28 protein-coding genes are annotated in these 24,582 nt (G+C 33.3%); 9 read left to right on the top strand and 19 right to left on the bottom strand.

The window, feature by feature from the left end; translation table 11 throughout:
* Positions 1–24 precede the first annotated feature (24 nt).
* The 3 genes from N7277_RS05885 (at position 25) to N7277_RS05875 (ending at position 3,617) form a co-directional block, all read left to right on the top strand.
* Positions 25–1,146, top strand: coding sequence for an ABC transporter permease (locus tag N7277_RS05885; RefSeq protein ID WP_274780751.1), 1,122 nt, complete (start codon positions 25–27; stop codon positions 1,144–1,146).
* Positions 1,147–1,280: 134 nt separating this feature from the next.
* Positions 1,281–3,140 (top strand): CocE/NonD family hydrolase, encoded by a 1,860-nt coding sequence (locus tag N7277_RS05880; protein ID WP_274780750.1) that lies wholly within the window; start codon positions 1,281–1,283, stop codon positions 3,138–3,140.
* An 84-nt stretch (positions 3,141–3,224) separates the two neighbouring features.
* The gene (locus N7277_RS05875) at positions 3,225–3,617 is read left to right on the top strand and encodes a YidH family protein (RefSeq protein ID WP_274780749.1); all 393 of its coding nucleotides are present in this window, start codon (positions 3,225–3,227) and stop codon (positions 3,615–3,617) included.
* Here N7277_RS05875 and mazG read toward each other — a convergent pair whose 3' ends face one another.
* From mazG to ruvX, 4 genes are all read right to left on the bottom strand, one after another.
* Positions 3,618–4,385: a nucleoside triphosphate pyrophosphohydrolase gene (gene mazG, locus N7277_RS05870; RefSeq protein ID WP_274780748.1), complete on the bottom strand. Its 768-nt coding sequence runs from the start codon at positions 4,383–4,385 to the stop codon at positions 3,618–3,620.
* A gap of 102 nt (positions 4,386–4,487) precedes the next feature.
* Positions 4,488–5,054 (bottom strand): DUF5606 family protein, encoded by a 567-nt coding sequence (locus N7277_RS05865; protein WP_274780747.1) that lies wholly within the window; start codon positions 5,052–5,054, stop codon positions 4,488–4,490.
* Positions 5,055–5,136: 82 nt separating this feature from the next.
* On the bottom strand, positions 5,137–5,709 hold the full coding sequence (def, locus tag N7277_RS05860; protein ID WP_274780746.1) for a peptide deformylase: 573 nt from the start codon (positions 5,707–5,709) through the stop codon (positions 5,137–5,139).
* On the bottom strand, positions 5,706–6,122 hold the full coding sequence (gene ruvX, locus N7277_RS05855; RefSeq protein ID WP_274780745.1) for a Holliday junction resolvase RuvX: 417 nt from the start codon (positions 6,120–6,122) through the stop codon (positions 5,706–5,708). Before ruvX ends, def begins: the two co-directional genes overlap by 4 nt.
* Positions 6,123–6,203: 81 nt before the next feature.
* On the opposite strand from ruvX, the gene N7277_RS05850 reads away from it, so the two are divergent.
* From N7277_RS05850 to N7277_RS05840, 3 genes are all read left to right on the top strand, one after another.
* A complete protein-coding gene (locus tag N7277_RS05850; RefSeq protein ID WP_274780744.1) occupies positions 6,204–6,686 on the top strand; it encodes a SixA phosphatase family protein in 483 nt (160 codons plus the stop codon).
* A 3-nt stretch (positions 6,687–6,689) separates the two neighbouring features.
* The gene (locus N7277_RS05845; protein ID WP_274780743.1) at positions 6,690–7,580 is read left to right on the top strand and encodes a Ppx/GppA phosphatase family protein; all 891 of its coding nucleotides are present in this window, start codon (positions 6,690–6,692) and stop codon (positions 7,578–7,580) included.
* Positions 7,581–7,685: 105 nt separating this feature from the next.
* Positions 7,686–9,311, top strand: a complete 1,626-nt coding sequence (locus N7277_RS05840; RefSeq protein WP_274780742.1) for an AMP-binding protein — start codon at positions 7,686–7,688, stop codon at positions 9,309–9,311.
* Positions 9,312–9,376: 65 nt separating this feature from the next.
* Here the strand turns inward: N7277_RS05840 and N7277_RS05835 are convergent, their stop codons facing one another.
* From N7277_RS05835 to hemB, 10 genes are all read right to left on the bottom strand, one after another.
* Positions 9,377–9,628, bottom strand: a complete 252-nt coding sequence (locus tag N7277_RS05835) for a NifU family protein (protein ID WP_069797210.1) — start codon at positions 9,626–9,628, stop codon at positions 9,377–9,379.
* 42 nt (positions 9,629–9,670) lie between these two features.
* Positions 9,671–10,774, bottom strand: coding sequence for an Mrp/NBP35 family ATP-binding protein (locus tag N7277_RS05830; protein WP_274780741.1), 1,104 nt, complete (start codon positions 10,772–10,774; stop codon positions 9,671–9,673).
* Positions 10,775–10,926: 152 nt separating this feature from the next.
* The gene (locus tag N7277_RS05825; protein ID WP_274780740.1) at positions 10,927–12,177 is read right to left on the bottom strand and encodes a dicarboxylate/amino acid:cation symporter; all 1,251 of its coding nucleotides are present in this window, start codon (positions 12,175–12,177) and stop codon (positions 10,927–10,929) included.
* A 235-nt stretch (positions 12,178–12,412) separates the two neighbouring features.
* Positions 12,413–12,898, bottom strand: coding sequence for a BON domain-containing protein (locus N7277_RS05820; protein ID WP_274780739.1), 486 nt, complete (start codon positions 12,896–12,898; stop codon positions 12,413–12,415).
* A 170-nt stretch (positions 12,899–13,068) separates the two neighbouring features.
* Positions 13,069–13,923 (bottom strand): agmatinase, encoded by an 855-nt coding sequence (gene speB / locus N7277_RS05815; protein ID WP_274780738.1) that lies wholly within the window; start codon positions 13,921–13,923, stop codon positions 13,069–13,071.
* A gap of 52 nt (positions 13,924–13,975) precedes the next feature.
* Entirely contained in the window at positions 13,976–15,370 is a 1,395-nt protein-coding gene (locus tag N7277_RS05810; protein WP_104794341.1) for an arginine decarboxylase, read from the bottom strand.
* A gap of 70 nt (positions 15,371–15,440) precedes the next feature.
* Complete coding sequence (locus N7277_RS05805; RefSeq protein WP_274780737.1) at positions 15,441–16,061, bottom strand: thiamine diphosphokinase; 621 nt, start codon at positions 16,059–16,061, stop codon at positions 15,441–15,443.
* A 25-nt stretch (positions 16,062–16,086) separates the two neighbouring features.
* Complete coding sequence (locus N7277_RS05800; protein WP_274780736.1) at positions 16,087–16,662, bottom strand: cob(I)yrinic acid a,c-diamide adenosyltransferase; 576 nt, start codon at positions 16,660–16,662, stop codon at positions 16,087–16,089.
* Positions 16,663–16,698: 36 nt separating this feature from the next.
* On the bottom strand, positions 16,699–17,427 hold the full coding sequence (gene lptB / locus N7277_RS05795; protein ID WP_274780735.1) for an LPS export ABC transporter ATP-binding protein: 729 nt from the start codon (positions 17,425–17,427) through the stop codon (positions 16,699–16,701).
* A gap of 109 nt (positions 17,428–17,536) precedes the next feature.
* A complete protein-coding gene (gene hemB / locus N7277_RS05790; protein ID WP_274780734.1) occupies positions 17,537–18,529 on the bottom strand; it encodes a porphobilinogen synthase in 993 nt (330 codons plus the stop codon).
* Positions 18,530–18,644: 115 nt separating this feature from the next.
* Between hemB and N7277_RS05785 the strand changes: the two genes are divergently transcribed.
* Positions 18,645–19,004 (top strand): T9SS type A sorting domain-containing protein, encoded by a 360-nt coding sequence (locus N7277_RS05785; RefSeq protein ID WP_274780733.1) that lies wholly within the window; start codon positions 18,645–18,647, stop codon positions 19,002–19,004.
* A gap of 73 nt (positions 19,005–19,077) precedes the next feature.
* On the opposite strand, the gene deoC is transcribed toward N7277_RS05785, so the two are convergent.
* From deoC to N7277_RS05760, 5 genes are read right to left on the bottom strand one after another with little or no spacing between them, the layout of a single operon-like run.
* On the bottom strand, positions 19,078–19,821 hold the full coding sequence (gene deoC, locus N7277_RS05780; protein WP_274780732.1) for a deoxyribose-phosphate aldolase: 744 nt from the start codon (positions 19,819–19,821) through the stop codon (positions 19,078–19,080).
* A gap of 4 nt (positions 19,822–19,825) precedes the next feature.
* On the bottom strand, positions 19,826–20,296 hold the full coding sequence (locus N7277_RS05775) for an Lrp/AsnC family transcriptional regulator (protein ID WP_274780731.1): 471 nt from the start codon (positions 20,294–20,296) through the stop codon (positions 19,826–19,828).
* A 7-nt stretch (positions 20,297–20,303) separates the two neighbouring features.
* Entirely contained in the window at positions 20,304–21,260 is a 957-nt protein-coding gene (locus tag N7277_RS05770) for an endonuclease/exonuclease/phosphatase family protein (RefSeq protein ID WP_274780730.1), read from the bottom strand.
* 53 nt (positions 21,261–21,313) lie between these two features.
* Complete coding sequence (gene trmD / locus N7277_RS05765; RefSeq protein ID WP_274780729.1) at positions 21,314–21,994, bottom strand: tRNA (guanosine(37)-N1)-methyltransferase TrmD; 681 nt, start codon at positions 21,992–21,994, stop codon at positions 21,314–21,316.
* Entirely contained in the window at positions 21,991–23,256 is a 1,266-nt protein-coding gene (locus N7277_RS05760) for an NAD(P)/FAD-dependent oxidoreductase (RefSeq protein WP_274780728.1), read from the bottom strand. The genes trmD and N7277_RS05760 overlap by 4 nt, the downstream gene beginning before the upstream one ends.
* Positions 23,257–23,313: 57 nt before the next feature.
* Between N7277_RS05760 and N7277_RS05755 the strand changes: the two genes are divergently transcribed.
* Together N7277_RS05755 and N7277_RS05750 are read left to right on the top strand one after the other, a co-directional pair.
* Positions 23,314–24,177 carry a GH25 family lysozyme gene (locus N7277_RS05755; RefSeq protein WP_274780727.1) on the top strand — a complete coding sequence of 288 codons (864 nt, stop codon included), beginning with the start codon at positions 23,314–23,316 and terminating at the stop codon, positions 24,175–24,177.
* Positions 24,178–24,188: 11 nt separating this feature from the next.
* Positions 24,189–24,521, top strand: coding sequence for a HopJ type III effector protein (locus N7277_RS05750; RefSeq protein WP_274780726.1), 333 nt, complete (start codon positions 24,189–24,191; stop codon positions 24,519–24,521).
* The last annotated feature ends 61 nt before the right edge of the window (positions 24,522–24,582 follow it).

The raw sequence follows: 24,582 nt of genomic DNA, 5'->3' as shown, positions 1-24,582 counted from the left end.
CATGCATAGCAAAATTGGAAAACTATGAAACAGCTACTCTTCTTACTTCGTAAAGAATTCCGACAAATCTTTCGGAACAAATCTATATTGGCAATTATTTTCGTTGCACCCATGATGCAGCTCATCATCTTGCCTTTAGCTGCAAGTTATGAGATAAAAAACATCAATCTATCTGTGGTAGACCATGACCACTCTAGTTTTTCAAGGGAATTAATTCAAAAAATTACCGCAAGTAACTATTTCAAATTGCAGTATTATGGTGAAGACTACCAAAAGGCTTTTGAAACCATTGAAAGTGAAAAATCAGATATTATTCTAGAAATTCCACCAAAATTTGAACAAAACCTGGTGAGGGAAAATCAACAAAAAGTATTAGTTGCTATTAATGCAATAAACGGCACTAAAGCAGGATTGGGAGGAAGCTATCTAGCACAAATTCTACAAGACTACAACCAAAATATCCAAACAAAACTCTCACCACAATTGTTAGAATTTCAAAAAAATGCAGGTCTAGAAGTAAATGCTACCCTTTGGTTCAATAGATTTTACAACTACAGATTGGCTCTGGTTCCTGGTATTTTGGCATTTCTTGTGACTCTAGTTGGCGGAATGCTTTCTGCGCTAAACATTGTCTCTGAGAAAGAAATTGGCACAATTGAACAAATTAATGTTTCACCCATCAAAAAATCTACTTTCATCCTCGGGAAACTTATTCCCTTTTGGATTTTGGCAAATGTAGCTTTTACCATGGGACTTTTGGTTTCCAGATTTGTCTATGGGATAGAAATTTATGGGAGTTTACCACTACTTTATTTCTTTGTAGGAGTTTATCTTTTAGCCATTTTAGGATTTGGTTTATTGATTTCCACCTATAGTGAAACGCAGCAACAGGCAATGTTTACCATATTTTTCTTCATGATGATTTTTATAATGATGAGCGGTTTATATACGCCAATTGAAAGCATGCCAGAATGGTCTCAAAAATTGACGCTTCTTAATCCGCTTACATATTTAATAGAAGTCATTCGATTAATTATGCTCAAAAATTCTGGTTTCAAAGATTTAATTCCTCAGTTTGTCTCCATTTTAGGAATGGCTGTTTTCTTTAACTCTTGGGCTGTTTGGAATTACAGAAAGACTTCTTAATTTGAAAAAACGTCTAGATTTTCTTACTATTTTTAATTTTTTAGGGTTAAAGAATTCATCTTTTTAAAATAAAATTCAGTTTTAGTAATCATAATAACGATTAATTATTATTTTTGTTAAAATTTATTTGACTTATGAAGAAAATACTTGCGCTTTTAGCAATTTTTTGCATTGTTTGGCTTTCTGCTCAAAACACTTTTGTAAAAGACAATTACACCAAAAAAGAAGTATACATCACCATGAGAGATGGTGTAAAATTATTCACCTCTATCTACATTCCGAAAGATATTTCTGCTAAAAACAAATATCCCTTTTTAATGCAGAGAACATGCTATTCTGTAGCGCCTTATGGTGAAGATCAATACAAAAGAAGCCTTGGTCCGAATAAATTTTTGCAAAACGATAAATATATTTTCGTTTATCAAGACGTTCGCGGAAGATACATGAGCGAAGGTACATTTACCAATATGACGCCTCAAGTAGACCATAAAACAAAAAAAGATGTAGACGAAAGTACCGATACTTATGACACGATTGATTGGCTCATCAAAAATATTGAAAATAATAACGGAAATGTAGGTCAATACGGAACTTCTTATCCTGGTTTTTATGCTGCAGTAGGCACTTTAGCAAATCATCCTGCTCTGAAAGCTTCTTCTCCTCAAGCTCCTATTTCTGATTTCTGGTTTGACGATTTTCATCACAATGGAGCTTTTATGATGGGATATTTTAGAACTTTCCCTGTATTTGGAGTACAAAAAACTAAGCCAGAGAATTCTGCTTGGTATACAGAACAAAGCAAAAAATTAAGTGCAAAATCTGAAGATGGTTCACTTTTCTTCAATGAAATGGGAACGTTAAAAGAAGGCATTGACAAATATTATGGAAGAGATAATTTTTTCATCAATGAAATTGTAGACCATCCTAATTATGATGATTTTTGGAAAAAAAGAGACCTTTTACCTCATCTCAAAAACATAAAACACGCCGTAATGACAGTTGGCGGTTGGTTTGACGCAGAAGATTTGAGAGGTCCGCTTCACATTTACAAAACCATTGAAAATAACAATCCTAAAGCTAAAAACTCTATTGTAATGGGGCCTTTTTCTCATGGTGGATGGTCTTATGAAATGGGAAAACATTTTCATAATGAAGTATATTTCGGGGATAGCATTGCTACTTTTTATCAAAAAAATATAGAAACTCCGTTCTTTAATCATCATTTAAAGAACACCAAATCTGCAATTGACCTTCCTGAAGCCTATATGTTTGATACTGGTAAAAAGGAATGGAAACAATTTGCAGAATGGCCACCGAAAAATGCTCAAAAAACTGCTTTTTATTTAAGAGAAAACGGACAGTTTAGTATAGAATCACCTACTAATGTATCTTTCACAGAATATTATTCTGATCCAAACAAACCTGTTCCGAGCAGTACTAATTTGAAAGACTTCAATGGTTTTACACCTAGAAATTACATGAGTGAAGACCAAAGATTTGCAGAAAATAGACCAGATGTAGCTTCTTTCACCACAGAAATCCTTGCAGAAGACCTTACTTTGGCTGGAGAAATTAAAGTAAAATTAAAAATAGCGACTACAGGAACAGATGCAGACTTTTTCGTAAAACTGATTGATATTTATCCTGCAGACGAAAAAGGAATGAAAGAAAAACCGGGCGTAATCTACGGAAATTATCACCAAATGGTAAGAAGCGAAATCATGCCTGCGAGATTTAGAAATTCTTTTGAAAAACCAGAAGCATTAGTTCCTAATCAAGAAACAGAAGTGGTTTTTAACCTTCAAGATGTATTGCACACTTTCAAAAAAGGACACAAAATCCAAATTCAAGTGCAGAGTACAGCTTATCCTCTATTTGCTGTAAATCCTCAGAAATTTATAGAAAATCCTTACAAAGCAGAAAAATCTGATTATACTAAAGCTTTCCAAAAAATATTTAACAACTCAGTGATTGAAGTGGAGATTTTGAAATAAAAAATGTAGAATTGGCAGAAGAAATATTCTGCCAATTTATTTTCAATCAAAAAATAATACTTAAATTGTCAAGAAAAATTGGTTATGCAACCCGATAAACCTAAAAACCTTAATGACCATCTTGCTAACGAAAGAACTTTTTTAGCATGGTTAAGAACGGGAATTGGAGTGATGGCGTTTGGTTTTGTAGTGGTAAAATTCTCTCTTTTTTTGAAACAATTTTCACTGATATTCGGGAACCCAAACATCATTCATAACAAAAGTTATTCAGCAGAGATAGGAATCTTATTAGTTGTTTTTGGGCTTATTATTTCCATTTTTGGATACTTCCGTTATAAAAAAACTGAAAAACAGATTAATGAAGATTCATTTAAAAACAATTCTTTTTTAATCGGGCTTTCAACCATTATTTTGATTGTTTTCACCTTGATTCTCATTTGGTATTTGATTACCAGCGTAGAATCTTATGCGAAATAATTAAACCGTTTTCTTGGCTTCTTCCCAAAGAATATCCATTTCTTCTAAAGACATTTCTGCAAGGTTAAGATTTTTTTCTAAAGCCAATTTTTCTAGCGTTTGGAAACGTTTGATAAACTTAATATTGGTGCGTTCCAGAGCAGAGTCTGCATTAAGCCCAGAAAGTCTGGCGTAATTAATCAGCGAAAAGAAAACATCTCCTAATTCTTGTTCCTTTTTTTCTGGATTGGTTTCGGCATGAAATTCGGCGAGTTCTTCATCTACTTTTTTCCAAGCATCTTCGACAGAAGCAAATTCAAAACCGATTCCTTTTACTTTTTCCTGAATTCGATATGCTTTAATAATCGGTGGCAAACTTTTCGGAACTCCTGCTAAAATAGACTTGTTTCCTTCTTTCAACTTCAGTTTTTCCCAATTTTGCTTCACTTCTTCTTCGTCTTTCACTTCTACATTTCCATAAATGTGAGGATGACGGAAAATGAGTTTCTCGTTAAGTGAATTAATCACATCTGCAATATCAAAACTCTTCTTTTCTGAACCAATTTTAGCATAAAAAACCAAATGCAATAAAACATCACCCAATTCTTTCTTAATTTCTGTAAGATTTTCTTCGAGTAAAGCATCAGAAAGTTCATAGACTTCTTCTAGCGTCAAATGTCTCAAAGATTGTAAATCTTGCTTTCTATCCCATGGACATTTTTCTCGCAAATCGTCCATGATATCGAGTAATTTAGAGAAGGCGTCTAGTTTTTGTTCTTTGGAATTCATGATGATGTGTGGATGAGATTATGTGATAAAAAAAACTTTGTCAAAGTTCGGAACTTTGACAAAGCTATGCAAATTACTTATTGCTAAAAGCAAAAAGTAAGATTATCCTTGTTTTCTTTGAGTAGATTTTACGGTAGTTTTAGCAGATGAAGATGCTTTCGCTTTTGGGGCAGCTGGTTTTTCTGTTTTTGGAGCCGCTTTTTTAGCTGCTGCTTTCTTTTCTGCTGGCTTTTCTTCTACTACCTCAGCTTCTTCTACCGCTGGTTCTTCTGCTTTTACAAAAGCTTCTGGAGTAATAAATCCTGCTTTTTGTAATAAGTTATACCATTGTACTAATTTCTTAATATCTGAACCATAAACTCTATCTACGTCATAGTTTGGTAAAACTGAAGACATAAATGCTTTTAGTTCATTATCAGAAGATTTGTGATTAATAGCTTCTTTATAATCATATTTTTCAGCAATATTTTTCATTACTTGAAAAAGTGGAACTTCTTGGTCAAAAGTATAAATGGCAATATTGTCTAATAAACTTACTTGTGAAGTATTAGAAATACTTGCTTTTTTTCCTGTAGAAATATCTTCTACAATAAAACCTGATCTTAATTGCGTTACTAGGGTAAACAAACCTGGTTTCCCAGAAATCGAAATTATTTTTTCTAACTGCATTTTATTTTTATTTTTTTAAGTTCAAAATAGTTTTGTTCAAGATTTTTTGGTGATTCTATAAGTCTCGAACTTGAGATATTTGTTACTTCGGAAATCTCATTTTATATCCTACATGAATATCTCCTGAAGTAATTTTAGTTAATTTCCCTTTGATTATTTTTTTCTTTAATGGACTGAGTTTATCCGTAAAAAGTACACCTTCGATGTGGTCATACTCATGCTGAATTACTCTGGCTCTAATGTCTGAAAAAGTTTCGGTATGTTTAACGAAATTTTCGTCAAAATATTCTATCAAAATGGTTTCTTTTCTGCTTACATCTTCTCTTACATCAGGAATCGAAAGACAACCTTCATTAAATTTCCATTCATTACCGCTTTCTTCTAAAATTCTAGCGTTAATGAATACTTTTTTGAAATCTTGCAATTCATCTGCAATATCTTCATAGTCTTCATCATCAGCTAATGGAGTTACATCTACGATGAAAAGACGAATATCTAAGCCTATTTGAGGCGCAGCAAGACCTATTCCATGTGCTGCGTTCATGGTTTCGAACATATTGTCTATAAGTTCTTTAAGCTCAGGATAATCTGGCGTAATATCATGGGCTTTTTTTCTTAAAACCGTGTCTCCGTATGCTCTGATTGGTAAAATCATCTTTGTTTTTGTTCTAAAAAATTCTGTAAAATTATCGTGGCACTCACTTTATCGATGAGCGCTTTTTCTTGTCTCTGCTTTTTATTTTTCCCACTTTGAGAGATAAAAAACGAAGCCATTTTTGAGGTAAAACGTTCATCAAATCGATGAATTTCTACTTCAGGAAAAAGTTCTTTCACTTTTTCTATAAATATTAAAATATCCGTCTCTATTTCTGATAAATTTCCTTTCAAATCAGTAGGTAAACCTATCACCAGCGTTTCAACTTTATTTTCTGAAAAATATTTTTCTAAAAAAGAAAATATATTTTTGGTTTCTACAGTAGTTAATGCACTAGCAATCAACTGCATATCATCTGTAGCTGCAATTCCGCAACGCGCTTTTCCGTAATCAATGGCAACTACTTGACTCATAGTTTGCAAATTTACTAAAATTTTTCAGCTTGTAGAAATTCAAATTTTTGCTAATTTTAAACTCAGAAACTTTTCTACTCTATGAAAACACTTCTTTTAGTAAGACATGCCAAAAGTGATTGGCCAACGAACACAGATGATTTTGACCGATCACTAAATGAGCGCGGACACAAAGATGCACCTAAAATGGCGAAATTTCTCAAAGAAATTCCTACAACCATAGACGCATTTGTAACCAGTCCTGCAAAAAGAGCATTGACTACTTGTAGATATTTTGCTGAAGTGTATGAAAATAAAAACATTCAAAAAACAGAAGAATTATACAATGCTTCGCCTACAGAATTTCTAGAAGTAATAGAAAATTTAAGCGATTCTTTAGAACACATTGCCATTTTTTCTCATAATAATGGGATTACATATTTTGCCAATTCTCTAACTAATGAAAATATAGAACATATGCCAACTTGCTCTGTAGTTGCTTTTAAAATTTCTGCTAACAGTTGGAAAGATTTTAAAAATGCAGAGAAAAATTTCTTATTCTTCCACACCCCAAAAGAATTATAAAACATGAAAATTGCAGCAATAGACATCGGGAGTAATGCAGCGAGGTTGCTCATTAATGAAGTAAAAGAATCTAAAAAAGGAAAGCCAGAATTCGTAAAACTGAATCTTCTAAGAATTCCTTTCAGATTGGGAATAGATGTTTTTACTACTGGCGAAATTGGCAAAGAAAGAAAGGAAATGGTCATTAAATCTATGAAAGTTTTCTCTCAATTGATGGAAATTTATGGTGTAGAATATTACCGAGCTTGTGCTACAAGTGCCATGCGTGATGCCAAAAACGGTAAAGAAATCAGAGATTTGGTCAAAAAAGAATCTGGCATAGAAATAGAAATTATTTCTGGAGACGAAGAAGCTACTCTTATCTACGAAAATCACGTAGCAGAAGGTCTTGATAAAAATTTTGGATATTTGTATATAGACGTAGGTGGTGGTTCTACAGAATTAACATACTACGAAAATGGGAAAATGAAATATGAACATTCTTTCAATATTGGTACGATTAGATTACTCAATAATTTGGTCACCAAAGAAAATTGGGAAGAAATGAAAACCGAAATCAAAACAAAAGTCGTGAGCAAAAAACCTATGGTTGCAATTGGTTCTGGCGGAAACATCAATAAAATTTTCAGTATGAGCAAAACCAAAGACGGAAAACCAATGTCCGCGAATATGCTCAAAACTTTTTATAAAGATTTAAAAGAACTTACCGTAGAAGAAAGAATGCTGAAACATAATTTGAGAGAAGACAGAGCAGATGTAATTGTTCCGGCACTAGAAATTTTCAATAAAGTATTAGGTTGGGCAGAAATTTCACAGATTTTCGTTCCAAAAATTTCTGTTGCAGATGGATTAATTCACAGCATTTATGATAAAGTGAAAAAGAAATCTTCATAATCTTGCTAAATTAATATACATATAACCCATTTATTACAAATTCTTTATACCTTTATTCTACCTTTCTGCAAAGAAAGGTTTTTTTTCTTACAAAAAATATAAAGAATGAATACTCAATTATCCTATGTTCACGGCGATTCTTCTATTCCACTTTTAGGAGAAACTATTGGCGAAAATTTAAAGAAAACAGTAGAAAGATTTCCTAAAAATGATGCTCTGATATGTTCACACCAAAATTACAGAGCTACTTACGAAGAATTTTATGAGCAAACTTCGCAAGTTGCCAAAGCAATTTTACATCTAGGCGCAAAACCAGGTGATAGAGTTGGAATTTGGTCTCCCAATCGTTATGAATGGGTTTTACTGCAATATGCAACTGCCAGAATTGGAGTGATTTTGGTTAACATTAATCCTGCTTACAGAACCAGTGAACTAATTTTTGTATTGAATCAATCTCAAATCAAATATATTTTTGCTTCCTTGAGTTTCAAAACCAGCAATTATAAAAAAATGGTAGACGATGCTCGAGAATTTACCTCTACGCTACTAGATGAAGTCTTTTTTGATGAAAACTGGGATGATTTTCTAAAAGGAGCGGCTCACATTTCTGATGAAGAACTTCAAAATTATGAAAACCAAATTCAGTTTGACGACCCTGTAAATATTCAATATACTTCTGGAACTACAGGTTTCCCAAAAGGAGTTACTTTATCTCATCATAATATTTTGAATAATGGGTATTTCATTGGCATCAGACTTCATTATACCGAAAAAGATAGAGTTTGTATTCCTGTTCCTTTTTATCATTGCTTCGGAATGGTCATCGGAAATTTATGTTGTACCGCTCACGGTTCTACCATGGTTATTCCTAATGATAGTTTTGATCCAAAAATAACTTTAGAAGTGGTAGAAAAAGAAAAATGTACGTCCCTTTATGGCGTTCCTACGATGTTTATCGCTACTTTGCATGAACTGGATTTAAAAAATTATGATCTTTCGAGCCTTAGAACGGGGGTTATGGCAGGAGCAGTTTGTCCGCCAGAAGTAATGAAAAGAGTAGAAAACCAAATGAACATGAAAGAAGTGACCATTTGCTACGGAATGACGGAAACTTCGCCGGTTTCTACTCAGACTAAAATTGGAACTCCTTTTGAAAAACAAATTCACTCAGTAGGAACCATTCATGACCATTTAGAAATTAAAATCATCAATCCAGAAACCGGTAAAATCGTGAACAGAGGCGAAAATGGAGAACTCTGTACCAGAGGTTACTCTGTAATGTTAAAATATTGGGATAATCCAGAAGCAACCAATCAAGTTTTAGACAGCGCAAGATGGATGCATACTGGCGATTTAGCCATGATGGACGAAGAAGGTTACATTCATATTTCTGGAAGAATTAAAGACTTGATTATCAGAGGAGGGGAAAACATTTCTCCTAAAGAAATTGAAGATTTTTTATATCAATATCCTAATGTTTTAGATGCTCAAGTTATTGGCATTCCGAGTGAAAAATTCGGAGAGGAAGTAATGGCTTGGATTAAAGTAAGAGAAGGATTTTCTTTAACCGAAGAAGAGCTTGTCAACTTCTGCAAAGGACAAATTGCCCATTATAAAGTTCCCAAATACTGGAAATTCGTACAAGAATTCCCAATGACGATTTCGGGAAAAGTAAGAAAAGTAGAAATGCGCGAAATGGCAATTAAAGAACTCGGGTTAGGCAAAAAATAAATTGAAACATAAAAACACAAAAGGCTGCAAAATTGCAGCCTTCATTTATTTTTTCGCAAAAAAGATTAGTCTACACTCACCACTTCTTTGATGCTTGGCACAAATTGTTTGATGGTATTTTCTACACCTAGTTTCATGGTAGAAAAACTCATAGGGCAACCAGAACAGTTTCCTTGCAATTTTACCATTACTCTATTATCAATAACATCTACCAATTCTATATCACCACCATCATTATTTAGAAACGGACGAATACTTTCCAAAGCTTCCATTACTTTGGTTACTATTTCTTCGTGAGTGAGTTTATCTTTATTCATAATTTATTCAAAATTTGTATTCAAAAATTGTAATTGCCCTAATTATTTCTTAGGCGAACAACCTGCCATTGTTGTAATTTTCACCGCTTCAGTTGGTGGTAGATTTTTATTTCTTTCCACTAAGCTTTCTATCATTTTTTGTGCAGTTTCTTTATAGATTTCTGCAATTTTAGAACCTTCTTGCAATGCTACTGGTCTACCAACATCTCCCGCTTCTCTGATGCTTTGAATTAAAGGAATTTCACCTAAAACAGGAATTCCTAAATCTTCTGCCATGAATTGAGCTCCTTGTTTTCCAAAAATGTAATATTTATTTTCTGGCAATTCTTCAGGTGTAAAATACGCCATATTTTCAATTAAACCTAAAACTGGAATATTAATGCTTTCCATCGTAAACATAGCGATTCCTTTTTTCACGTCTGCTAAAGCTACATGTTGTGGTGTAGAAACGATTACAGCACCCGTTACAGGAACTTCTTGAATAATCGAAAGGTGAATATCTCCTGTTCCTGGAGGAAGGTCTATTAATAAGAAATCTAGATTTCCCCAAGCTGCATCACGAAGCATTTGATTCAAAGCTTTACTTGCCATAGGTCCTCTCCACACTACTGCTTGATTAGCTCCAGAGAAATAACCAATCGAAAGCATTTTAACGCCGTAATTTTCGATAGGTTTCATCATATTTTTACCATCTACTTCTACAGAAATTGGTTTTTCTGCTTCGGTATCAAACATAGTAGGAACAGATGGTCCGTAAATATCTGCATCAAGAACGCCTACAGAGAATCCCATTTTTTGTAAAGTCACAGCTAAGTTTGCAGTAACTGTAGATTTTCCTACGCCACCTTTACCAGAAGCAATGGAGATAATATTTTGAATTCCTGGGATTTCTTTTCCTTTGATTTGATTCTGTTGAACTTGCGAGGGCTCAGGCGAAGTAATTTTAAGTTTCAGCACTACTTGGTCACCAAATTCCGTAGCAAAAGCCTGCTTCATAGCTGCTTCTAGCTTCTTCTTTTCGTGCATTGCTGGGGAATGTGCAATCATATCAATGTACACATCATCACCCATTACTTGGAAGTTTTGTACTAAATCATCAACTTCTATTTCTTTCAGAAACTCCTGAACTCTAGTTTTCGTCAACATAATTTTTTGAAATTTTTTGAGATACAAATTTACATAAAAATAATTAATTTGGAATGAATAAAAATAACAATAATGGTAATTGATAGAATTGATTTACAATAAAAAAAACTTCAGATAGTTCCGAAGTTTTTAATTTTTGTCATTATAAAAATTTATAATTCACCACCGTGGTTATCCAGTTGTCCTTCCCATTTAGAAACGGCTGAAGTAGCGAGTGCGTTTCCTAAAACATTGGTCATACTTCTTCCCATATCACAGAAATGGTCTATCGGTAAAATGAGTGCAATTCCTTCTGGCGGAATTCCGAACATAGAACAAGTCGCTACAATAATCACCAAACTCGCTCTTGGAACTCCTGCAATTCCTTTTGAAGTGAGCATTAACACCAAAAGCATGGTGATTTGTTGACCAACCGTCATGTCGATTCCATAAATCTGAGCAATGAAAATAGATGCGAAAGTCATATACATCATGCTTCCATCTAAATTGAAAGAATATCCTAGTGGTAAAATGAATGATACAATTCTGTTATTACATCCAAAGCGCTCTAATTCTGTTACCAATTTCGGGAAAACCGCTTCTGAACTGGTGGTAGAAAAGGCGATAAGTAAAGGCTCTTTTATTCTTCTTAGTAATTCGAATAATCTATTTCCTAAGATAAAATATCCTACAATACATAAAATCAACCATAAAACCCCAAGTGCAAAGAAGAAATCTCGAAGATAAATCGCATAAACTTTGAAAATTTCGAAACCATTGGTTGCCACAACTGCTGCAATAGCTCCTAAAACACCCAGTGGAGCAAACCACATGATATAACCTACCATTTTCAGAATAGCATGTGCGCAAATATCTAAAAACTTGATAACAGGTTTAGAATATTCATCACCCAAATGAGAAAGGGCAATCCCAAACATGATAGAAAACAATACAATTTGTAGAACCTCATTGGTAGCAAAAGCTTCGAAAACGCTTTTTGGGACTACGTGTTTCACAAAATCTTCCAGAGAAAATCCTTTGGAATTATCCAAGATTTCTTTAGCAGACGTTGCATCTTGAATTGGTAATTTGGTAACATGACCAGGCTCTAACCAGTTTACCAAAACTAAACCTAACATAAGCGAAACCAAAGAAGCTGTAATAAACCAAAGCATCGCTTTACCTCCTACTCTACCAATCATTGCAGTATCTCCCATTTTCGCAATTCCCACAACTAATGTAGTGAAAACCAATGGTGCGATAATCATCTGTACCAATCTGATAAAGATGGTTCCGAGAAGTTTTATATTTTTAGAAAAAGATTCTGTATTTTCTGGAAACTGAGTGTGAACTACCCCACCAATAATTACCCCTAAAACAAGAGCAATGATAATTGCAAAGAAGAGTTTGTTTTGTCCTTTCATATATTGATTTTCTATAGAATACAAATATAAGTTTTTATCATACTCCGCCAAAATTTTAAGAATTCAATTAAAAAAATAAAAAAATCCCGAAAAATTCGGGACTGTAAATATATTTTTGAGACTTGAATTAAGCTTTTAAATATCTGGAAAAGCGTAACCTTTTTTTCATATTTTACTGATTTTCGTAAAATTAAACTTTATATAGGTTTCCATAAACATAAAGATGACATGGCGTTTAGTCTTTAATGCTATAATCATAATTTACCTTTCCTACCTTCAATGCATCTACAGACATTTTAATCTTTTTAGCCTGTTCTGCTGTAACTTCTCCAGTTAAAGTAAGTTCGCCATTTTCTACATCCATTTTTACCGATGGGAAATCCTTAATAGCATCTGCTACTTTATTTTGTGTATCTTGGTCTATCGCTGTAATCGTCTCCATTACAGGATCTGCAGCTTCTACACTTGCCATATCCATCACATCTCTTACTCCTTTAATCTTTTTAATCGCAGCAATGGCAGCATCTTTATCACCTTGAGAAGCAAAAGTTCCGCTTAAATGCGCCACTCCATCTTTTACCTCAACAGAAGTTTCAGGATACGCAGAAATAGCTGTAGTAGATTGCGTAGTCAGTTCTGCATCTGAAACAGATTTTTGACATGAGATAGCGGCAAAAGAAACCACGAAAGCTAAAGCAGTGATTTTAATCGTTTTTTTCATAATGAGAAGGTTTTAATGATTATTGTTTCCAAATGTAAAGATAAAAACTAGGTCTACTTTATACAATTTTTATAAAGTTTTATTAAATTTTTGAAATTTCAAATCAGAGCTAAATAAAAAAGCACCAGAATTCTGATGCTTTTTAAATTTATTTTGAATAAATCAATTTTTTATTTTTGGTTTAAATGATAGTAAGCCAACATTTTGTAATACAACTTAGCTGCTAAAAACGCAGTAGGTTTCACGTAAGGAGAATCCATTAATTCTACAATATCAAAAGCTACTACATTACACTTTTCGAACACTTTTTTCAATAATTCTAATGTAGGGTACCATTCTAAACCTCCTGGTTCTGGTGTTCCTGTACTTGGTGCAAATGACGGATCAAAAGCATCTAAATCAATAGTAATATACACATTAGCAGAAACTTTTTCTAAAACATCATCTATCCAATTCGGATTTTTAGCAATTTCATGCGCCCAGAAACACTGTCCTTTTGGAACGTATTGCATTTCTTCTGCATCACAAGAACGAATTCCTACTTGTACTAGATTTAATTTTTGAGAAGCTTCAAAAACCGCACAAGCATGGTTAGAAGTAGAACCGTGAAACTCTGGTCTCAAATCGGTATGTGCATCTAACTGAAGAACTGTTAAATCTGGATATTTTTCTCCAAATGCTCTAATTGAACCGATAGAAACAGAATGCTCACCTCCGAAAAGTGTAAATAACTTTCCTTCGTTTTGCATCATTTCTTTGGTTTTTTGGTAAACCGCTTCTGTCATCGCTTCAGGCGAAGCATTTTCTGAAACTTCACCAGCCAGCCAAACTCCCTCTAAATAAGGTTCTGTATCTGTTTCTATATCATAAAGCTCCATGTTTTCTGAAGCATCTAAGAAAAGTTCTGGACCTTTATCTGCACCTTTTCCCCAAGTAGAAGTTCCGTCATAAGGAACCGTAACAAGCATTACTTTTGAAGTTTCTAACTGTGCATTTTCTTCAGGAATTCCTGCGTATGTTTTCATTGAAATTTTAAATTTTTATGTTTTTATTATAATATAAAATTCTATTAACCAATTATTTATATCCTAAAAGATGCAATACATCTTCAGGTTTTTGCTCTTCGCTGAAAACCTCGTATTGTAATTTTCCGTTTTTAGCTTTTTGGATGAGAATATGTTTTGGCTGAGGCAATAAACAGTGGTGTACACCACCAAAACCAGCAATACTTTCTTGATAAGCTCCTGTGTTAAAGAAACCAATGTACAATGGTTTGGTATCGCTGAATACTGGCAAATAAATCGCATTTGCATGTTGCTCAGAATTGTAATAATCATCTGAATCACATGTTAATCCGCCTAAGAAAACTCTTTCATAAGAATCTTCCCAACGATTCAGCGGAAACATGATAAAACGCTTAGAAATCGCCCAAGAATCTGGAAGTGTAGTCATGAAAGAAGAGTCTATCATGTTCCATTTTTCTCTGTCGTTTTGGCGTTTTTGAGAAATGATTTTGTATAAATTTCCAGCACTTTCACCTACAGTAAAACTACCAAATTCAGTGTAAATGTTTGGTTCTTCTACTCCTTCTTCTTCACAGAATTTTTTGATTTGATACACGATTTCATTTGCCATGTATTCATAATCATAATCAAATTGCAAAGAATTTTTAATTGGAAAACCACCACCAATATTCAGTGAATCTACTTCTGGCGCAATTTTTTTCAATCTTGCATATACTCTCAAACATTTGAAAAGTTCATTCCAATAGTACGCTGTATCTTTAATTCCGGTATTGATGAAAAAGTGAAGCATTTTCAACCTTGCATTCGGGTGTTCTGCAATTTTTTGGCTGTAATAAGGGATAATATCTTTGTACCCAATTCCTAATCTGCTGGTGTAAAATTCGAATTTCGGTTCTTCTTCCGAAGCAATTCTAATTCCAATGTCAAAGGTAGTATCTATACTTTCGGTCAGTTTATCTAATTCTCTGTAATTATCTAAAACAGGAATCACATTTTCAAAACCATTATTGATTAAATCTGAAATTTTAGCCAAATAATCATCGGTTTTGAAACCATTACAAACCACTTCTATTGTCTTGTCAATTTTCCCTGTTTCGAATAGGTTTTTAACAATATTCATGTCAAAAGCAGAAGACGTTTCGATAGAAATATCATTCTTAAGCGCTTCTTCTAATACGAAAGAAAAGTGCGAAGATTTGGTACAGTAACAGTATCTGTAAGAATTTTTATATTCATTCTTTTTGATGGCATCTTTAAACCACGTTTTTGCACGCTGAATGTTTTGCGAAATCTTGGGTAAATAACTGAACTTAAGCGGGGTTCCGAATTTTTCTACCAAGTCCATCAAAGGAATATCATGAAAGTACAACTGTTGATCCTCATACTTAAATTCCTCTTGCGGAAAGTAAAGTGTTTGGTCAATAAGTTCAGCATATTTTATCTTCATTTATTGCAAAAATTTAAGACTACAAAAATGCGAAAAAAGATTGGATTTTTTGAGTTAAAAATTCACAAATTTAGTTTCCTATAAAAATCAATACATCGCCGTTTTCATAAGTGATTTCTACGGTATTTTCTCGGGCAAAATTTCGGGTTCCTACTCTTCTGGTTAAGCTCAATTCTTCGTTAAAGAGCTCCCAGTTAAGACCTTTGGTCGAAATTTTTTCTACAAAAGGAAATGGTAAAAGCGAAATCATCTTTCCTTCTACATCGTGTATTTTAAAATTTTTAGAGATGAAAAAGTATCTGGAAAACTCGTCAAAAAAAGTGATTTCCATTTCATTTTTAAAGAGAAAAGCTACATGAAGATTCCCGAGAAAATGGTCTTGTTCACCACCACTTCCTCCGTAAACATCTACTCTTTTTACTCCATTTTTTTTGAGAATGTCTAAAGCTTTTTGAAAATCTGTAAAATCTTGGTCTGGAGTATGAATAAATTTTTCGTGGTAAATATTTTCATCACTGCCTTCATGAGAATCAAAATCTCCTGAAATAAAATCTAGTTTATCCAGAGGGAAATTTTTATCTTTTAAATAATGAAAAGCCCCATCACTACATGCAATCACATCATAACCTTCCAAATGAGGAAGTTCATGAGGTGGAGTTCCGTTGATGAAAAGAAGTGCAGATTTTATCACAGATTTTATAATTGTTTAGAGCGTTTTACTTAGCTCTTTCTGAAGGATTCCAGTATTCTTCTTTTTCTCCAGAAATTTTAGAGATATATCTTGCCAAAATAAAAAGATAATCAGACAATCTATTGAGATATTTGATGAGTTCTGCTCTTACTTCTTCGGTTTCATTGAGATGAACCATAGCGCGTTCTGCTCTTCTGCAGACCGTTCTACAAACGTGAATAGATGCAGCAGCTTTTCCACCGCTTGGTAAAATAAAGAATTGTAAAGGTTCTAAAGACGCATCTAAATCATCCATCCAATATTCTAATTCTAATATTTCTTCTTCGGAAATCATTAAATCTAAACGATTTTTACCATTGGCTAAAATCAGTTTATCTGTTGGCGTAGCTGCTTCTGAACCTACGGTAAATAAATCAAACTGAATTTTCTGCAGTTGATTCAATACTTTTTCATCGGAAATTTCGGCTTTTGCCAAACCAATGAACGCATTAAGTTCGTCTAAAGTTCCGTAAGACTCTACTCTTGCAGCAGCTTTTGAAACTCTGGTTCCTCCGTACAAAGAGGTTTCGCCTTTATCGCCAGTTTTGGTGTAGATTTTCATAAAATAGCAGGATGTTGGATGTTAGATGATGGATGTTTAGAATTTTTCAAATCTAAAATTCTCACCCAAATAAGCTTGTCTTACTTGTGGATCATTAGCTAAATCTTCTGGTAAACCTTCTTTCAAGATGTTTCCTTCGAACATGATGTAGGTTTTATTGGTAATTGCCAAAGTTTGTTGAACATTGTGGTCAGTAATTAAAACACCTATGTCTTTTTTCACCAAACTTCTGATAATTTTCTGAATATCTTCTACCGCAATAGGGTCTACTCCTGCAAAAGGCTCATCTAAAAGAATAAAATCTGGGTCTGTAGCAAGACAACGCGCGATTTCGGTTCTACGTCTTTCACCTCCTGAAAGCAAGTCTCCACGGTTTTTACGAACGTGCTCTAGAGAAAACTCTTCAATCAGTTCATTGGTTCTGCGTATTTGTTCTTCTTTAGATTTATTGGTGAGTTGTAAAACGCCTAAAATATTATCTTCTACTGACAGTTTTCTAAAAACAGAAGCTTCCTGAGCCAAATAACCAATTCCTTTTTGCGCACGTTTATACATGGCATCATTAGTAATATCTTTTCCGTCAAGCGTAATTTTGCCAGAAGTAGGTTTTACCAATCCCACAATCATATAGAAAGTAGTGGTTTTTCCCGCACCATTTGGCCCGAGTAAACCTACAATTTCTCCTTTTTTTACTTCTACGGTAACACCTTTTACTACTTTTTTGGGTCCGTATTCTTTAATTAAATTTTCGCCACGTAAAATCATAGAGACAAAGATATAAAAATTGTTGAATGTAAAGTGTTCAGAACTCTCAAGAAACAAAAATCGTTCCTTATTTCTAGGAACGATTTTTTGAATATTTTTTTTTAAAATTTTATTGATTTAAAAGAATAGCAGCTTCTTTGGCAGCATAGGTGAAAATCATATCTGCACCTGCTCTTTTAATACAAGTAAGGCTTTCTATTATGGCTTTGTCATTATCTAACCAACCGTTTTGAGCAGCCGCTTTCAGCATTGCATATTCTCCGCTCACATTATAAACGGCGATTGGTAAATCTATTTCTTGACGAACCTTAGCTACAATATCTAAATACGGAAGACCTGGCTTTATCATGATAATATCAGCGCCTTCTTCGATGTCTTTGTAAACTTCATTTAAGGCTTCTCTAGAATTATGAAAATCCATTTGGTAGGTCTTTTTATCTTTTGGAATTTCCTGAAAATCTTTCGGAGCAGAATCTAATGCACTTCTGAAAGGTCCATAGAATGAACTTGCATATTTTGCGGCGTAGCTCAAAATTCCTACATTAATATGCCCAGTTTCTTCTAAAGCTTGACGAATTGCAGCAACTCTTCCATCCATCATATCACTTGGCGCTACAACGTCTGCACCTGCTTCTGCATGAGAAACAGACATTCTTGCCAAAGCATCATTGGTAGCATCATTATCTACTTGCCCATTGGTAATAATTCCGTCATGTCCATAGATTGAATAAGGATCTAATGCAACATCTGGCATTACAATCATTTCAGGAATGGCATTTTTAATTTCTCTGATGGTTCTTTGCATCAAACCAAGTGTATTCCAAGCTTCGGTTCCTAGATTGTCTTTTAAATGTTCTGGAACTTTCATGTAAATATTAACCGCTTTCACTCCTAGTGAAAAAAGTTCTTTACATTCTTTCACTGTTAAATCTACGGTTCTGCGGAAAATTCCTGGCATTGATGGAATGGCTTCTTGTGCGTTTTCGCCTTCCATTACGAACATTGGCATAACAAAATCATGAGTTGTAAGAACGGTTTCTCTTACTAAACTTCTGATGCTCTCGTTGGTTCTTAATCTTCTATTTCTTGAAAAAATTATCATTTTTGGAACAGTGTTTGTTTTATATACTGCAAATTTAGTTATTTATAACTATTGTGTATATCAATTCGTTTAAATAAATTTGTTTATTCTTTGAGATAAGAATAATTAAAGTAAAATGAAAAGAACTTTATATTTTATATTATTTTCGGTAGGTCTATTAATGTTTTCGGGCGAAGCAAAAGCTCAACAAACATTAAGAGAGCCGTTTTCTGATTCTCAAAAATCTGATGATGGAGCTTTAGTAGCTTATCCTAATCCTGCTAGAGATTTTATTATTGTAAAGGCTAAAAATCCTTTGCTAAAGGTAAAATCTGTAACTTTTTATTCGATTATTGGGACTCAAATTTCAGAAACAATGGTGAATATGAACACCGCCGAAATTAGATTAGACAAACTGAAACCTGGCAAATATTTAATGAAATACACCTTGTCAGATAATACCCAAAAGGTAACGCAAGTAGTAAAACAGCAATAATTTTTTTAACCATAAAAAAGAAAAACCATCGAAATTCGATGGTTTTTTTATTTTGAGAAATTTCGAAAAATCATTAGTATCCTCCAGAAACTTCTTCGTTTTTAATTAAAGCTTTTGCAGAAGATGTTCCTATTCTTTTTACGCCTAGGTTAATCATGAATTCTGCTTCTTCTGGCGTTCTTACACCACCTGCAGCTTTTACAGGAAGTGAGCCTGCGTTTTCTAGCATAATTTTAATTCCTTCTACAGTTGCCCCATTTGGCTTTCCTCCTTCTGTTTGATAGAAACCTGTAGATGATTTTACAAATATTTTATGTAATTCTTCTGCCTTGAAATTTTCTCCTGCCCAAGTAGATATTTTTTTGGTAATATCTGCAATTTGCTCATCGGTAAGTGCAGCGATTTCTATAATCCATTTTGCAATTTTACCATTATCTAAGCAAAGTTTCGTACAGTCTACAAATTCTGATTTTACTGCATCTACTTCACCATTTTTGTAGGCTTCATAATTGATTACAAAATCTAATTCATCTACTCCATCTTCGATTGCTTTTTGCGCTTCAGCTAATTTATGTTCTTTAGAGTAAGTTCCTTCGTGGAAACCGATTACTGTACCGATTATTACTTTAGAATTTTGTTCTGTAAGGAATTCCTTCATTTTTTTAACATAATCAGGTCTTATCATTACTGCAAAAATGTCATTTTCGATAGCTTCTTTGGCAAGATTAATTACCATTTCTAGCGTTTGTTCTTCAGTAAGACCAGATTGAGCTGGAGTTTTTAGATAAGTAGAATCTAAATAAGTGTTGATTTTCATAATGTTACACTTTTAATTGTCTATTAATACTTTGCTCCAAAGATATGAAAGTTTCTGTTCTAGTAACGCCTTTTAGCTTCTGTATTTTACTTAAAATTTGCATGAGATGATCATTATCAATACAAAGCACTTTAAGGAAAACCGTCCAGTTTCCTGTGGTGTAATGTGCTTCTACGATTTCATTAATATCGTTCAGAGATTTAATCAGTTCTTGAAAATGGCTGGGCTGATCCATATAAACACCAATGTAAGAAACTACTTTGTAACCTATTTTTCTTGGGTTAAGAAAAGATACAGAATTTTCTATTACTCCTGCGGTTTCTAATTTTTTAATTCTCTGATGTACAGCAGTGGTAGAAATACCAATGTTTTTAGAAATTTGAGCCAAAGATGTTTTGGCATTGTCCATAAGCATATAGATAATCTTTTTATCTATTGCATCTAGTTTGTAACCTACTTCTGTAACGCTTTTCATTTTTAATTTAATTATCTTTTGTTTCTAAAATTGTATAAACGGGATAATGATCACTATACCCACCAAGATATCTGGTTCCTGCAAAAGTTCTAAAAGGTCTTCCTTTAAACTTTTTGTCCCAAGCACTTAGCTTCTCCGAATTAAAGACCGCAGCACTTTTAAATGCTAAAGATGATATAGGCAAAAAGAAATGTTTAGAGAAAAGAATTTGATCAAACAGCAGACCTTGATTGTAGTGAAACGTAGAATAAACCTTATTATTGTAAAGTTCTACGTATGGATTTACTAAAATCTTATCAACCCCATTGTCATATAATAAATTGTTTAAATTTTCTTCAATCGGGTCATCATTAAAATCTCCACAAATTATTATAGGTTCTTCTTTTTCTAACAAAGTAAGTACTCTTTCTTTAATCGAATTAAGAATGTAATCTCTTTTGGGTTTGTTTACATCTTTTTCTCTTTTTGAAGGAAGATGCGCCACAAAAACATTAATCAATTCATTATTGTATTTCAATTTACAAAAAAGAACATCTCTGGTTGTATCATAATACTCATTTTGCTCTTGATTAACTCCTTCGAAAATAAAAGAAATGGCTTCAGAATCTACTAATTCTATTTTTCTCTTATCGTACAGAAGCGCTGTATCTACGCCTCTTTCATCTAAAGAATTATAATGAACAAAATCATAATTTTGAAGGGGTTCTTGTTGAATTAAGTCTTGCAAAACTTCTTCATTATTCACCTCACACAAACCTACAATCATCGGAAGTACCTCTTCTTTTTCTTCGATAAGCCTGAAAACATTAGCTATTTTTCGAAGTTTATTCTGATACTTTCTTTCGTCCCAATTCCTTAATCCAGAAATGGTAGGATCTAAAAAATGTTTTGGTTTAGGGTCTGGAGAAAACAAGTTTTCTACATTATAGAACATGACAAGTTCTTTTTTCAAAAAATTCTCCATAGCCTTGCCTCAATTTTTCGGATTGTAAATTTAGTAAAAATAATTTATTATGATTAGAAATCTTTTAATAAATCTGGTCTTTTCTGCTGTGTAATTTCTATTGCTTTCTGATGTCTCCACTCTTCAATTTTACCAAAATTACCGCTCAAAAGTATTTCTGGAACTCTCATCCCTTTATAAACTTCTGGTTTGGTATAAATAGGCGGAGAAAGCAAATCATCTTGAAAACTATCCGTCAAAGCAGATTGTTCATCATTTAAAACGCCTGGCAAAAGACGAATAATCGCATCAGCAAATACACAAGCTGCCAGTTCACCACCAGTTAGCACAAAATCACCAATCGAAATTTCTCTGGTAATGTGTAAATCTCTAATTCTTTGATCTATTCCTTTATAATGACCACAAAGCAGAATTAAATTTTTCTTTAGCGAGTAAGAATTCGCTATTTTTTGGTTAAAAGTTTCTCCATCTGGAGTTAAATAAATAATATCATCATACTCTCTCTCAGATTTTAACTGAGAAATACATAAATCTAATGGTTCACACATCATCACCATTCCAGCGCCGCCACCATAAACAGTATCATCTATTTGACGTTGTTTGTTAAATGCAAAATCGCGAACATTATGAAAATGAACTTCTGCCAAACCTTTTTCCATTGCTCTTTTCAGGATGGAAGTTTTGAAAGGACTTTCTAATAAATCAGGAACTGCACTTATAATATCTATTCTCATTGTTCGGTTTTATTTTTTTTATTCGGGATGATGATTAAGCGAAGTGAAGAATCTCTATTAATGTAACTCCACATCCAATTGAAGAAAATGGCGAGTTTATTTCTCACACTTAAAATCAACATTAAATGAAGAAACATCCAAAAATACCACGCAAAAATCCCTTGAAATTTAAATTTTGGTAAATCTACTACCGCTCTATGTTTCCCAATGGTTGCCATGCTTCCTTTGTCATCATATTCGTATGGTTGCCAATCATTTTCTGTTTTTTTTAAGAAATTTTTAGCCAAATTTTTTCCTTGATTAATCGCTACATTCGCCACTTGAGGATGACCATTCGGATATTTCGGGGTTTCCATGTAAGCAATATCTCCTATTGCATAAATATCATCAAATCCTACTATTTTATTATATCTATCTACTATATACCTATTGTTTTTAATGGAATTTTCGGTTAATCCTTCAATAATATTCCCAGTAACACCTGCTGCCCAAATCACATTATTGCTCGGAATAACATTACCAGAACTTAGATAAACTCTATCGCCATCATAATCTGTAACTCTATCATTTGAGATAAATCTCACGCCCAAATCTTTCAAATATTGTTCAGATTTTTCCTGAGATTCTTCGCTCATTACCGCCAAAGGTCTTTCGGTAGAACTCACCAGAATAATTTCTAAATCATCAAAATTCATTCTAGGATAATCTCTCGGCAAGATTTCTCTTTTCATTTCGGCAAAAGCACCAGCCAATTCCACACCAGTTGGGCCAGAACCTACGATTACGATGTTCCAATTGCCATCATCACTTCTACTTTTTTCAATGATTAATTTTTCGAAAGTGAGCAAAACATGGTTTCTTATAGAAATCGCTTCCTGAGTGTTTTTCATCCCAAAAGCCAGATTTTCCATTTTTTGATTTCCAAAGAAATTCGTTTTACAGCCAGTTGCAATCACCAATTTATCATAGTGAAAAACATGGTCTTCTGTAATAATTTTATTTTCCGAAGGAATAATCTGTTTCACTTCCGTCATTCTAAACTGAATATTTTTAGAACGCTGAAAAATTTTTCTAAACGGAAACGAAATATTAGAAGGCTCAATTCTTCCACAAGCCACCTGATAAAATAACGGCTGAAACATATGATGATTCGCCTTGTCAATCATCACCAATTTCTTGGTAAGACTGCCATTAAGTTTTTTAGCGAATTGCAACCCTGCAAAACCACCACCGATTACAATTATTTTATCTCTAATTTCCATAAGATTATGGCAAAATTACTGAATTTATTTTCTAAAAATTTTACTTTTGCAAAACTTATGTCAAAAACCAATCCAAAAGCTACCAAAAGGAAAAAAATCCATAAAACCAGACGAAAAAATTATCTTTTTCGCAGATATATTTTGTTAGCAATTTTAGGATTGACCTTGCTAGGAACTGGGCTTTACCTCAGAGACAAAGTGGCATTTTATTACGCCATGTATTTTGAGAAATTTGTACATAAAAACTTAAAAAATTCTGAAGAAGAAACCGCAAGAATCAACAAAATAGTCACCGAATATAATGATAAAATTTTTGGTTTCGATATTTCTCATTATCAGCACAAACGAGACATAAAATGGGACAGCCTTACCATTGCCAATGGTTCTATTCCGTTAGAATTTGTGATTATGAGAGCTTCTATGGGAAACCGAAAAAAAGACAAACATTTTGATGATTTTTGGGAATTGGCTAAAGAAAATAATCTTACGAGAGGTGCTTATCACTTTTATCGTGCAGACGAAGACCCCATTTTACAAGCCAATAATTTCTTAGAAAGTGTAAATCTAGAAAGCGGAGATTTACGACCTGTTTTAGACATCGAAAGAATTCCCAGAAGAAAATCTAAGGAAAAATTGATAGAAGACCTGAAGGTTTGGTGTAAAATTATAGAAGAAAAATATGGCGAAAAACCCATTATTTACACTTACTACCATTATTACAAAGATTATTTGCGTGGCGAGTTTGATGATTATCCACTTTGGTTAGCCAACTACAATGATGTTTTAGTCCCTTCGGAAGAAGACTCGTGGAAAATGTGGCAATTCACGGAAAAAGGTATCGTAAAAGGAATTAACACGAAAGTAGACCTTAATATTTATAATGGAAACTCATGGAGTTTCATCGAATTAAAACTTGATTAAAGAAAAATAAAATGATATTAGAACAATTAAAAAACACACCAGAAGAATTGATTTTCAACAATGTAATTGCTTATATAGATGAACATTACGAATTCACACCTACTAAATTCACTAACGGAAATACGGTAAACGAAGCCAATCAAAATAATGGTTCTTGCAAGGTTTTCAGTTTTGCCAAAATCAACCAACTTTCTCCAGAAGAGACTCTTTTATTATTCAGCGAGTTTTACAGAGAAGACGTTTTGAAAAATCCAGAAGGAACAGACCACCAAAATATCAGAAATTTCATAAAATTTGGCTGGGATGGAATTATTTTCGAAGGAGAAGCTTTGAAGAAAAAATAAATCTTTCCACAATAAAATTTTTCCCATTTCATTTTTTGTACTTTCGCAATCTCAATTTTTT

The organism is Cloacibacterium sp. TD35, assembly GCF_028864635.1.
Lineage (GTDB): Bacteria > Bacteroidota > Bacteroidia > Flavobacteriales > Weeksellaceae > Cloacibacterium.
Note: the sequence above shows the minus strand (reverse complement) of the source record. Positions and strands in the feature narration are given on the sequence as shown.